An 11924-nucleotide genomic window follows, 5' to 3' on the forward strand; every position below is an offset into this window, starting at 1 on the left:
ATCCACCACGGCATCACCACCGCCGTCATCATCAACACCGCCATCGTCCTCATCGGCACCCTCACCACCGCCCTCTACCTCCGCACCAAGACACCGGAGAAGAGCGCGGTCTGAGGGCTCTTCCAGAGCCGCGGCCGGGTGCGGTCGCCCATCCCCCGCCGACCGCACCCGGCCGCTTCCCCTGTCACCCACCTCTCCGAGGAACCCCTGATGGACCTGCGTATCCACGATCGCGTCTACCTCGTCACCGGCGCCTCGTCCGGGATCGGCGCGGCCACCGCGCGACTGCTGGCGGCCGAGGGCGCCACCGTGGTCGGTGTCGCCCGCAAGCCCTGGACCCCGGACACTCCCGACAGCACCGGGACCACCGGCACGACGGGAACGACCGGCACCCTCGACACCGTCGCCGCCGACCTCACCGACCCCGGCGCCGCCCGGTACGTCGTCGACCGGGTCCGTGCGCTGCACGGGCGGCTCGACGGCGTGGTCAACAACGCCGGCGCGCTCGTCTCCCGCACCGGCTTCCTCGACGTCGACGACGACGCCTGGGCCGCGAGCTTCGAGATCAACCTGTACGCGGCGGTCCGCGTGACCCGGGCCGCCCTGCCGCTGCTCCTGGAGTCCGACGCCGCCTCGGTCGTGCACGTCGCCAGCGAGGCCGCCCGGTTCCCGGATCCGTCGATCGTCGACTACGCCGCCGCCAAGACGGCGCTGCTCTCGGTGTCGAAGTCGCTGGCCGCCGAGTTCGGGCCGCGCGGGGTGCGTTCCAACGTGGTCTCGCCCGGCCCCACCCGTACCGCCCTCTTCGACGCCCCCGGCGGCTTCGCCGAGCAGCTCGGCGAGCGGTTCGGGCTGCCCGCCGACGCGGCCGTCGACCACTTCGTCCGCGAGGTGCGCCGGCTGCCCACCGGTCGCATCGGGGAGTCCGAGGACGTGGCCCGGGTCGTCGCCCAGCTCCTGTCGCCGCTGTCCGGGCAGGTCACCGGAGCCGAGTGGAGCGTCGACGGCGGCGCCCTGCGGCAGATCTGACGGCGCCCCCATGCCTCTCGCCCTGCTCGCCCTCGCCCTCGGCGCCTTCGGCATCGGCACGACCGAGTTCGTCATCGTCGGCCTGCTGCCGGAGGTCGCCGGCGACCTGTCCGTGTCCATCCCGGCCGCCGGGATGCTCGTCACCGGCTACGCGCTCGGCGTGGTCGTCGGCGCCCCGCTGATGACCGCCGCCGGGAACAGGCTGCCCCGCAAGACCATGCTCGTGGTCCTGATGGGCGTCTTCATCGCCGGCAACCTGCTGTGCGCGCTCGCCGGCGACTACGCCGCCCTCATGGGCGGCCGGCTGATCGCCTCCCTCACCCACGGCGCGTTCTTCGGCATCGGGTCGGTCGTCGCCGCCGACCTCGTCGCGCCCGACCGCAAGGCCGGGGCCATCGCCCTGATGTTCACCGGCCTCACCCTCGCCAACGTGCTCGGCGTGCCCCTCGGCACCTTCCTGGGGCAGCAGTTCGGCTGGCGCTCCACCTTCTGGGCGGTGACCGCCTTCGGTGTCGTCGGACTGCTCGGGCTCCTCGCGCTCGTCCCGGCGCAGCCGCGCCCGCCCGGTGCCTCGCTCCGCGGCGAACTCGCCGTCTTCGCCCGGCCGCAGGTGTGGCTGGCGCTGCTGACGACGATGCTCGGCTTCGGCGCGGTCTTCGCCTCGTTCACGTACCTGGCGCCGATGATGACGGAGCTGGCGGGCTTCTCCGACGGGGCCGTCGCCTGGCTGCTCGTCCTCTTCGGCGTCGGGCTCTGCGTCGGCAACGTCCTGGGCGGCAAGGCCGCCGACCGCGCCCTGATGCCCAGCCTGTACGTCATTCTCGGCGCGCTCGCCCTGGTCCTGGTCGTCTTCACGTTCACCGCCCGCGCGCCGCTGCCGGCCGCCGTGACCCTGGCCGTCTTCGGCGCCGTCGGCTTCGCGACCGTACCGCCGCTCCAGGCGCGGGTCATGCGGCAGGCCGAGGGGGCGCCGGCGCTGGCCTCCGCCGCCAACATCGCGGCGTTCAACCTCGGCAACGCCCTCGGCGCCTGGCTCGGCGGCCTCGCCGTCGACCACGGCCTGGGCTGGACCGCGCCGACCTGGATCGGCGCCGGCCTCGCCGCCGCCGGTCTCGGCACCGCACTGCTCTCGGGCCGCGACGACCGCCGCCGGGCGGCCGGGACGCGGGCCCTTCCCCTGGACTCCGCCCTTCCGGCGCCGCGACAGGGCGCCACCACACCACCGTCTCCGAGGAGTTGAGTCAGACCCATGCGCTCCACGCGATCCACTCCCGCCACTCCCACCACGCCTGCCACCCCCGCCGTGCCCGCCGCGCGGACGGACAAGGGGCTCGGCCGTCGTACCGTGCTCACCAGCGGCGCCGCCGTCGTCGGCACCGCCGCCGTGACCGGGGCCCTCGCCGTCCCGAGCGCCGCCGCCGCGGAGACGAACGGCCCGGCGGCCGCCTCGGCCACCGGCTCCACCGGCTCCACCGTCCGGCCCGGCGACCCCCGCTACGCCGAGCTGACCACCGGCAACAACCAGCGGTTCGTCGCCCGGCCCGACTACGTCCGCATGATCCGCTCCAGCGCGGACGCCGAGCGCGCCCTCAAGGACGCCGTCCGGGCCGGCAAGCGGGTCTCGGTCCGCAGCGGCGGGCACTGCTTCGCCGACTTCGCGGTCCACCCCGACGCCGAGGTCATCCTCGACTTCTCCGAGATGACGCACGTCGGCTACGACCCCCGGATGCGGGCCTTCACGGTCGAGCCGGGCGCCCGCCTCCTCAACGTGTACGAGGCCCTCTACAAGGGCTGGGGCGTCACCATCCCCGGCGGCATCTGCTACAGCGTCGGCGCCGGCGGCCACATAGCCGGCGGCGGGTACGGCCTGCTCTCCCGCGCCCACGGCCTGGTCGTCGACCACCTGTACGCCGTCGAGGTCGTCGTCACCGACGGCCGGGGCGGTGTCCGGACCGTCGTCGCCACCCGCGAGGAGGACGACCCGCACCGCGAGCTGTGGTGGGCCCACACCGGAGGCGGCGGCGGCAACTTCGGCCTCGTCACCAAGTACTGGTTCCGCTCGCCGGGCGCCACCGGCACCGACCCGTCCCGCCAGCTGATATCCCCGCCGTCCACGGTCCTCGTCAGCGCCGTCGACTTCCCCTGGGACCAGCTCGACGAGCGCAGGTTCAACCGGCTCCTCAAGAACTTCGGCGCCTGGCACGCCGCCCACAGCGCCCCCGACTCGCCCTACCGGGCCCTGTCGAGCCTCTTCAACGTCAGCTCCAGGGCCCACGGCAGCCTCGGCATGTTCACCCAGGTCGACGCCACCGTCCCGAACGCCCGCGAGCTCCTCGACGACTACCTGGCCGCCATCACCGCCGGCACCGGCATCCGCCCGCAGGCCCTCACCCGGCCCACCGGCGAACTCCCCGCCATGCCGCAGCTCGCCGAACCCCGCACCCTGCCCTGGCTCCAGGCGACCCGCCTCGTCGGCACCAACAACCCGGTCATCACGGACCCCACCTCGCGCGGCGGCCACAAGTCCGCGTACATGCGCAAGAACTTCACGGACCACCAGCTCGGCGCGCTCTACAAGCACATGACGCGGTCCGACTTCACCAACCCGGACACCATGCTGGTGCTGTTCTCCTTCGGCGGGCAGGTCAACGCCGTCGCCCCGGACGCCACCGCGAACGCGCAGCGCTCCTCCATCTTCAAGATGTGCTTCCAGACCTTCTGGTCGGAGGAGGGCGAGGACGACTTCTACCTGGGCTGGCTGCGGGAGCTGTACGAGGAGTTCTTCGCGCCCACCGGCGGCGTCCCGCTCATCGACGACGCCACCGACGGCTGCTACATCAACTACCCGGACCGCGACGTCGCCGACCCGCGGCGCAACCGCTCCGGCGTGCCCTGGCAGACCCTGTACTACAAGGACAACTACCCCCGTCTGCAGCGCGTGAAGCGGCGCTACGACCCGTCCGACTACTTCCGCCACTCCATGTCCGTCAAGCCCGCCAAGGACTGACCCGGAGCCCTGTCACACCCCTGAGAACCGCAGGTCGAAGCCCTGCGCCCGGATACCCGGGCGCAGGGCTTCCGCGTTTTCCGGAAAGCCGGCGCCCGAGGCGGCCGACCGCCGGTCGACCGCCGGTCGCACACCCCCGCCCACCAGCACGTTCGAGGTGCTGTTCGAGGCGGGGTGGGCGTCCGTTGACCCTCCGGGGGCCTCGGGGGAAAGTTGATTCCAGGCCGCACGAGAGCCGCTGAACAAGCGCCCCGGCCGCATCACTCCCCTCCCCACCCCTGCCCAGCGCTGCCCTGCTCCGCCCTGTCCAGGTCCGCACCCCACAGGAAGTAAGGAACCCATGCGCTCCCTCGCCGTAGTCCTCGGTACCCGACCGGAGGCCATCAAGTTCGCGCCGGTGATCCGCGCCCTCCAGGACGACCCCCGGTTCGCGCCGGTCGTCGTCTCCACCGGCCAGCACCGCCAGATGCTCGACGAGACCCTCGACGTCTTCGGCCTCACCACCGACGTCGACCTCAAGGTCATGGCCCCCAAGCAGACCCTCTCCCAGGTCACCTACCGCTCCCTGCGCGGCCTGGAGGACTGGTTCGGTTCCGCCGCCGTCGACGCCGTCCTCGTCCACGGGGACACCGCCACCACCTTCGCCGGCGCCCTGGCCGGCTTCCACCAGCGGGTGCCCGTCATCCACGTCGAGGCCGGACTGCGCAGCGGCGCCCTCGGCTCGCCGTTCCCCGAGGAGGGCAACCGCCGGCTCGTCGCCCAGATCGCCGCCCTCCACCTGGCCCCCACCCCCGGGAACGCCGCCAACCTGCTGGGCGAGGGCATCGACCCGGCGACCATCGCCATCACCGGCAACACCGTCATCGACGCGCTGCGCTGGGCCTGCGGGCAGGCCGCCGACTACGGCCACCCGGCCCTCGCCGACCTCGACGCCGACCCCCGCCGGATCGTCCTCGCCTCCGCCCACCGGCGCGAGGCCTGGCCCCACCTGCCCGCCATCGGCCGCGCCCTGGCCCGCATCGCCGACGAGCCGGAGACCCGGGTCGTCGTCCCCCTGCACCGCAACCCGGTCGTCCGCGAGGGCCTGCTGCCCCACATCGGCTCCCACCCGAACATCACGGTCGTCGACCCGCTGCCGTACCTGGCCTTCTGCAAGCTGATGGCCCGCGCCGACCTGATCGTCTCGGACAGCAGCGGCAGCCAGGAGGAGGGCCCGGCGCTCGGCAAGCCGACCCTCGTCCTCGGCAGCGTCACCGAACGCGGCGAGGCCGTGACCGCCGGCACCGCCCGGCTCGTCGGCACCGCCACCGAGGGCATCGTCGCCCACACCCTCGAACTGCTCCGCGACCCGGCCGCGTACCTCCGCATGGCCAACGCCGCCAACCCGTACGGCGACGGCCGCGCCACCGGCCGCACCGTCGCCGCCATCGCCCACCACTTCGGCCTCGGCCCCGCGCCCGAGCCCTTCGACCCGACGGCCGTCGCCGAACCCGCCGGCCCGGCCCACTCCGCCCACTCCGCCCACGGAGGCGTCCTCGGCGCCGGACACGACCGGACGGCGGCCCTCGCCCGCACCTGACCCCGACGAGAGGAACCGAACCGACATGAACACCCCCGCGGCCACGACCACCACCGAGCGCGAACTCAGCTTCGGCACCCCGCAGTTGCGCGCCACGCTCGTCCGCGACGTCGAGGACTACCTCGTCGAGGGCCGCACCATGGTCGTCAACCCGAGCATGACGGCGGTGACCGTCGCCGAGACGCCCCGCAAGACGATCCCGGCCCTCACCTCCACCGTCCTCGCCGACACCCGCATCGAGCGGGCCGACACGCTGATCCTGCTCCGCCCCGGGCGAGAGGAGGTCGGCGAGGCCTCCCTGGTGGACGCCCCCGGCTGGGGCCACCTCGCCGACCTCCTCGGCGACCAGGGCGGCTTCCCCCGCGACACCCCGCTCTACCGCAGCCCGCAGGACGAGATCGGCACCGTCGTCTTCGACGCGGCGCACCTCCTCGGGGAGCGCGAGACCGCCGTCTCCCTGCGGGAGTTCACGGTCCGCGCCAACCTCTGGTTCGCGCCGGCCGGCACCGACTGCGTCATCCACAACGAGCACGACTTCATCGAGGTCCACACCCAGGTCCAGGGCCTCGGCCGGATGCAGCGCTTCAGGGACCGCGACCACGCCTCGCTCTACCAGGACGTGCTCATGAGCCCCGGCTACACCACCCCGGACCCGTTCTGCGCCATCGGCCCGCAGTGCACCTACCACTACCCGTACCACCAGTACCACGCCGACACCGACTGCGTATGGCTCGCCGTCGAGTACCACCCCGTCCCCCGCGCACCCCGGACGTGAGCACCGCCCCGCCCCGTAAGCCCCTCCCCCCGATCTAGGAGAACCGACCGCCATGACCGAGAACACCACCACCCCCGGGCTGCGCGTCCCCCGCTTCACCCCCGAGCTCGTCGCCGACCAGCTCCGCGACGGCTACTGGCTGGAGGCGCCCGACATCGACGGCGACGGCAGCCCGGACCTCTTCGGCTACGGCCTGCGCCTCGGCGAGATCTACTGGTACGCCAACGACGGCGAGTGGACCCGGCGCCTGATCGCCGACCGCATCACGATGCCCGTCGGCGCCGACTTCGCCGACGTCACCGGCAACGGCCGGCCCGACGTCATCGTCTGCTACGACCTCTACGGCCCGATCGGCACCATCCACGACGCCAACACCGAGGGCGGCAAGATCGACTGGCTGGAGAACCCCGGCCGGCCGGACAAGGACGAGTCCCGCTGGAAGCGCCACTACGTCGGCCGCGCCACCGGCATGCACCGGCTGCGCGCCGGCCACTTCACCCGCACCGACCGCCTCCAGATCATCGGCCTGCCCATCGTCGCCAAGGAGGACGTGCACGCGGTCCTGCCGGTCGTCCTCTTCACCGAGCCCGACGACGTGCACACGGCCGAGGAGTGGCCGATGACCGTCATCGACGACAGCCACTTCCGCATGATCCACGGCGCCGAGAAGAAGCAGGGCCTCATCCCCGGCTCCGAGCTCGAATCGCTCCTCCTCGCCTCCGACGAGGGCGTCACCTGGCTCTACTACGACGAGCGGCGCGAGGAGTGGGTCCGCGAGCTGATCGGCACCGGCGAGCTCACCCAGTTCGAGCAGACCGGCTTCCGCGGCAGCGGCGACCTCAACGCCGGCCGGCTCGGCGACGACCCGATGGCGTACGTCGCCGCCATCGAGCCCTTCCACGGCAACACCGTCGCCGTCTACACCAAGGACGCCGAGGGGAAGGGCTGGAACCGCGTCCTCCTCGACGTCTTCGGCGACCCCAACGAGAACGGCGAGGGCCCCGGCCACCAGATCGTCTGCGCCGACTTCGACGGCGACGGCGACGAGGAGTTCCTCGTCGCGCTGCGCGGCCCGTGGCCCTGGCAGGGCGTCATGTACTACAAGGCGATCGACGCGGCCAACGGCGTCTGGGCGAAGTGGCGGGTCTCCGACGAGTCCGTGGCCCGCATCGCCACCGCCGACTTCAACGGCGACGGCCGGCTCGACTTCGCCACCATCGCCTACTCCGTCCAGAACTACTACGTGGCCAAGGACGCGAAGCTCATGGTCTACCGCAACCAGATCGAGCAGTAGAGCCGGCAGGCACCCCCCGCGCGCGCACGTCGGTCCCGGGGCCCTCATCGCCCCGGGACCCCGCGGGCCCCACAGGCCCCGCAGCGCCGTTCCGCCCCCGCAGAAACCGGCAAGCCCCCGCAGACCCCGGCACGCCCGCAAGCCCCGCAGGACCCGCAAGCCCCGCAAGGCCCTCCCTCCCCGCCAGCCAAGAGAGAGCGAACCCAACCGTGTCCTCCACGACCTCCCCGGCCACCGACACCGCGAAGCGGGCGAAACTGCCCTCCTTGACGGGCCTGCGGTTCTTCGCCGCCCTCCTCGTCTTCTTCTTCCACTCGTCCCTGATGGACTCGCCCATCCCGCCCAACGCCCCCATCAACCCCTTCGCCGACGAGGGCCTCGCGAACGCCTTCGAGACCGCGTTCAGCAAGGCCGGCTACCTGGGCGTCTCCTTCTTCTTCGTCCTCTCCGGCTTCGTCCTCGCCTGGGCGTCCAAGCCCGGCGAGCGGACGACCGCCTTCCTCCGCCGCCGACTGCTCAAGATCTTCCCCAACCACCTCGTGGTCTTCGCCGCCTCGATGCTGCTGTTCGCCGGCGCCGCCGTCACCAGCGTCGCGAACTGGCTGCCGAACCTGCTGCTCATCCACACCTGGTTCCCGCAGCCGGCCGTCAACCTCAGCGTGAACCCGCCGAGCTGGTCCCTCGGCAGCGAGCTCCTCTTCTACATGCTCTTCCCGCTGCTGATCGTCCCGATCCGCAAGATCCGCGGCGGCGCCCTGTGGTTCTGGAGCGCGGTGATGGTCGCCGGCACCATAGGCGTCCAGCTCGTCTCCACCCACCTGGTGCCCGCCACCCCGAAGTCCGCCATCACGCCCGTCTCCGACCTGCAGTTCTGGTTCGGCTACCTGCTGCCGGCCGGCCGGCTCTTCGAGTTCGTCCTCGGCATCCTGCTCGCCCGGATCGTCCTGGCCGGCCGCTGGCCGCGCCGCATCGGCTTCGGCCTCTCCCTCGCGCTCACCGCGGTCGGCTACGCCGCCGCCCTGCTGCTGCCCTTCCAGTACGGCTTCGTCGCCGCCACCATCGTCCCCGTCGCCGCTCTCATCGCCACCACCGCCGCCTCCGACGTCGACGGCCGCGTCACCTTCCTGCGCAGCCGCCCGATGGTCTGGCTCGGCGAGGTCTCCTTCGGCTTCTACCTCGTCCAGGGCGTCACGATCTTCTACCTGCGCTCCCTGCTCGGCGAGACCACGTACGGCATCGGCGGCTCGCTCCTGGTGATCGCCGGCTTCTTCGCCGCCTCCCTGCTCGGCGGCTGGCTCCTCTTCCGCTTCGTCGAGGCGCCCGCCATGACCCGCTTCGGCCGCTCCAAGCGCCACCCCGCCCGTACCGCCCCGGCCGCCGCCGTCTCCGAGACCCCGGCGCCCGCCCCCGAGCCCGTCAGCGCCGGCGCCGCCCGCGACCACTGACCCCGCACCCCGCCACGGCGAAGAGCCCCGACCGGAAACCACCGGTCGGGGCTCTTCGCCGTGCGCGGCGGAGGGGGGCTCAGCCCACGGGCACCGCCTCCGACTCCGCCCGCGCCGAGCGGGTGGCCTCCTCCGAGAGGCCGAAGTACTGCGCGAGCAGCGCGTAGGACCGCTCCCGGTCGGCCGGGTCCGCCGTCAGCGTGTTGACGACGATCTCGTCCACGCCGTGCGACGCGGCCAGCGCCGACAGCGTGGCGCCCACCTGCTCCGGGGCCCCGGACACCAGCGCCGTACGGTGCACCTCGGCCCGCTCCCGCTCGGCGTCGCTCCACCGGTGGCCCCGCACCGTCGCCAGGGACGGCAGCGGCCGGTCCTGCCCCAGGTCCTTGCGGGCCCGCCACAGCAGCAGGCTCCGCGCCAGCTCCTCGGCCCGCTCGGCGGTCTCCGCCGTCACGACCCGCACCGCGAGCACCCCGCCGCCCGTCCGGGCACCGGACTCCCGGACCTCGGCCCGGTACCCCTCCAGGGCGCGCACCCCGCCGTGCGGGGAGAAGAAGTGCCCGAAGGCGAACTCGGTGCCGAGCCGCCCGGCCAGCCGGCCGGAGTCGCCGCCCGCGCCGAGCAGCCACACCCGCGGCGGCACCGGGGCCTGCGGCACCACCCCGTACGAACGCCGCCCGCCGCGGGCGCCCAGCAGGGCCAGCAGTTCGGCGACCTTCGCCGGGAAGTCGTGCGCCGGACCGCCGGCCCGGCCGAGCCCGAGGTCGACCCGCCCCGGATGGAGCGAGGCGAGCACCCCGAACACCTCGGCGACCTTCGCCGGCGCGTAGCGCGGCATCAGCACCCCGCCCGTGCCGACCCGCAGGTGCGAGGTGCGGGCGAGGACCGCGCCCGCCAGCATCTCGGGGGCGCTGGAGGCGAAGCCGGGCGAACCGTGGTGCTCGGCCGCCCAGTAGCGGACGTACCCGAGCCGCTCGGCCGAGGAGGCCAGGGCGAGCGAGGCCCGCAGCGCCTCGTCGGGCGTCTGGTCCTCGCCGACCGGCGTCTGGTCGAGGACGGAGAGTCGGAGGGAGGTCATGACGTGGGCTCCTGTCCGCTTCAGTGCCGGTGGCCGGACGGGACGCCGGAGGCGCCGGACACCGTCGCCGGCACGATCCGGAAGTCCCGCTCGAAGACGAGGTTGTGGAGGTCGGCGGCGGCGATGGCCCGCAGCGTCGGCAGCTCGGCGGCGGCCTGCGCGTCGTCGAAGACGTTCAGCGGCCACTCCGCCACCGTCGCCCCGCGCAGGTGCGGGTGGTGGAAGCCGCGCCCGTAGTGCGCGTACAGCGTCACCGGCGCAATGCCGCCGTCGCGCTGCTCCGCCCAGGACAGCGTCCACGCGTGGAACAGGCTGCCGTCGTCGGACCGCTGCACCCCGGTCGCCGCCAACGTGCCCTGGCCGAGCAGCAGTTCCTCGTTCAGCTCGGTCAACGCCTGGCGGGCGTACGGGTCGAGGAGCCCGGCCGCCGTACGGAACAGCTCCTCCTTGCCGGACCGGGAGACGGCGTCGCCGTGCCGGCCGTCCCGCAGGTCGGCGAAGTGGCGCAGCAGCGCGTCGAGGTTGGCGGCGGCGGGTACGGCGGCGGGCGGGAACGGTGCGGTCATGGCATGTCTCCCAAGAAGTCGTAGAGGAGGGAAGGGAAGGGGAAGGGATCGAGCGGGGAACGGCCGCCCGGCGCGCGGACGCGGCGGGATCAGCGGGCGCGGCGGGCTCAGCGGGCGTCGAGGAAGGCGCGCAGCGCCGTCCCGATCAGTTCCGCCGTCGAGGAGCCCGACGCCACGGGGCGCAGGAACGCCCCGTGCCCGGTCCTCGGGAGCTCCCGCAGGGCCACCGGCACGCCGGCCGCCCGGAGGAGTCCGGCGTAGCGGCGCACGTCGTCGCCCACCGGGTCGAGTTCGCCGACCGTGAGGATCGCGGGGGCGACCCCGTCGAGCCCGTCGGTCTCGAACGGCGTGCTGTACAGGCGGGTGCCGTCGGCGGCGGCCGGCGACCCGGGGGCCCGGTACTCCCGCCAGGCGCCGGCCATCGCCGCCGCCGACGGGAAGGCCCCCGCGTAGCGGCGGTACGAGTCCGCCTCGCAGGCCGGGTCGAGCGGCGGGTACGCCAGGACCTGGGCGGCCAGCGGCAGCCCCCGGTCCCGGCGGGCGAGCGCGGCCGACGCCGCGAGCGTGCCGCCCGCGCTGTCCCCGCCGACGGCGAGCACGGGCTCCTCGCCGTCGCCGCCGGTTCCGGCGAGCTCCTGCCGGGCCTGCCCGGCCGCCCATTCCAGGGCGGCGAGGAGGTCCTGGACCATGTCCGGGTGCCGGGCGGCCGGGGTGAGCCGGTAGTCGACGCTCACCACCGTCATCCCGGCGGCGCGCGCCAGGTCCGCGGTGGCCGGGTACCACTCCAGGGCCGAGCCCGCGCGCCAGCTGCCGCCGTGCGCCCACACCAGCCATCTGCCGGCGCGCGGCCGCTCGGGCCTCAGGACGAGCCCCGGGACGGGTCCGCCGGGTGCGGGGACGCGTACCTGCTCCCAGCTGACCGGAGACGGCTGCGGTCGGGTGTGCAGAGCCATCGGACGTTCCTTTCATGAGGCCGTCGCGTGCGGCCCGCGGCCCACGGTGGCCGCGTGACCGGGTCGTCACAAGGCGGAGTTGCCCGAGTGTGCGGCCGTCTCGGGTGTCTTGGTGCGGAGGTAGAGGGCGGTGGTGAGGGTGCCGATGAGGACGATGGCGGTGTTGATGATGACGGCGGTGGTGATGCCGTGGTGGAT

At 73.7% G+C, this 11924-nt stretch carries 10 protein-coding genes; 7 read left to right on the top strand and 3 right to left on the bottom strand.

Annotated features, from left to right (window positions below):
• Positions 1-210 precede the first annotated feature (210 nt).
• The 7 genes from AB0E19_RS37575 (at position 211) to AB0E19_RS37605 (ending at position 9129) form a co-directional block, all read left to right on the top strand.
• The gene (locus AB0E19_RS37575) at positions 211-1029 is read left to right on the top strand and encodes an SDR family oxidoreductase (protein WP_362189412.1); all 819 of its coding nucleotides are present in this window, start codon (positions 211-213) and stop codon (positions 1027-1029) included.
• A gap of 10 nt (positions 1030-1039) precedes the next feature.
• The gene (locus AB0E19_RS37580; RefSeq protein ID WP_362189415.1) at positions 1040-2269 is read left to right on the top strand and encodes an MFS transporter; all 1230 of its coding nucleotides are present in this window, start codon (positions 1040-1042) and stop codon (positions 2267-2269) included.
• A 9-nt stretch (positions 2270-2278) separates the two neighbouring features.
• Positions 2279-4036 (top strand): FAD-binding protein, encoded by a 1758-nt coding sequence (locus AB0E19_RS37585; protein WP_362189418.1) that lies wholly within the window; start codon positions 2279-2281, stop codon positions 4034-4036.
• Positions 4037-4376: 340 nt separating this feature from the next.
• Positions 4377-5615 (top strand): UDP-N-acetylglucosamine 2-epimerase (non-hydrolyzing), encoded by a 1239-nt coding sequence (wecB, locus tag AB0E19_RS37590; protein WP_362189421.1) that lies wholly within the window; start codon positions 4377-4379, stop codon positions 5613-5615.
• 25 nt (positions 5616-5640) lie between these two features.
• On the top strand, positions 5641-6390 hold the full coding sequence (locus tag AB0E19_RS37595; protein WP_362189424.1) for a hypothetical protein: 750 nt from the start codon (positions 5641-5643) through the stop codon (positions 6388-6390).
• A 52-nt stretch (positions 6391-6442) separates the two neighbouring features.
• Complete coding sequence (locus AB0E19_RS37600) at positions 6443-7684, top strand: VCBS repeat-containing protein (RefSeq protein WP_362189427.1); 1242 nt, start codon at positions 6443-6445, stop codon at positions 7682-7684.
• A gap of 209 nt (positions 7685-7893) precedes the next feature.
• Positions 7894-9129: an acyltransferase gene (locus AB0E19_RS37605; RefSeq protein ID WP_362189430.1), complete on the top strand. Its 1236-nt coding sequence runs from the start codon at positions 7894-7896 to the stop codon at positions 9127-9129.
• A 79-nt stretch (positions 9130-9208) separates the two neighbouring features.
• On the opposite strand, the gene AB0E19_RS37610 is transcribed toward AB0E19_RS37605, so the two are convergent.
• From AB0E19_RS37610 to AB0E19_RS37620, 3 genes are all read right to left on the bottom strand, one after another.
• Positions 9209-10207 carry an MsnO8 family LLM class oxidoreductase gene (locus AB0E19_RS37610; RefSeq protein WP_362189433.1) on the bottom strand — a complete coding sequence of 333 codons (999 nt, stop codon included), beginning with the start codon at positions 10205-10207 and terminating at the stop codon, positions 9209-9211.
• Positions 10208-10227: 20 nt separating this feature from the next.
• Positions 10228-10773, bottom strand: coding sequence for a hypothetical protein (locus tag AB0E19_RS37615; protein WP_362189436.1), 546 nt, complete (start codon positions 10771-10773; stop codon positions 10228-10230).
• Positions 10774-10880: 107 nt separating this feature from the next.
• Positions 10881-11726 carry an alpha/beta hydrolase gene (locus AB0E19_RS37620; protein ID WP_362189439.1) on the bottom strand — a complete coding sequence of 282 codons (846 nt, stop codon included), beginning with the start codon at positions 11724-11726 and terminating at the stop codon, positions 10881-10883.
• Between the last annotated feature and the right edge of the window lie 198 nt (positions 11727-11924).

The organism is Streptomyces sp. NPDC047974 (genome assembly GCF_040653375.1).
GTDB lineage: Bacteria > Actinomycetota > Actinomycetes > Streptomycetales > Streptomycetaceae > Streptomyces.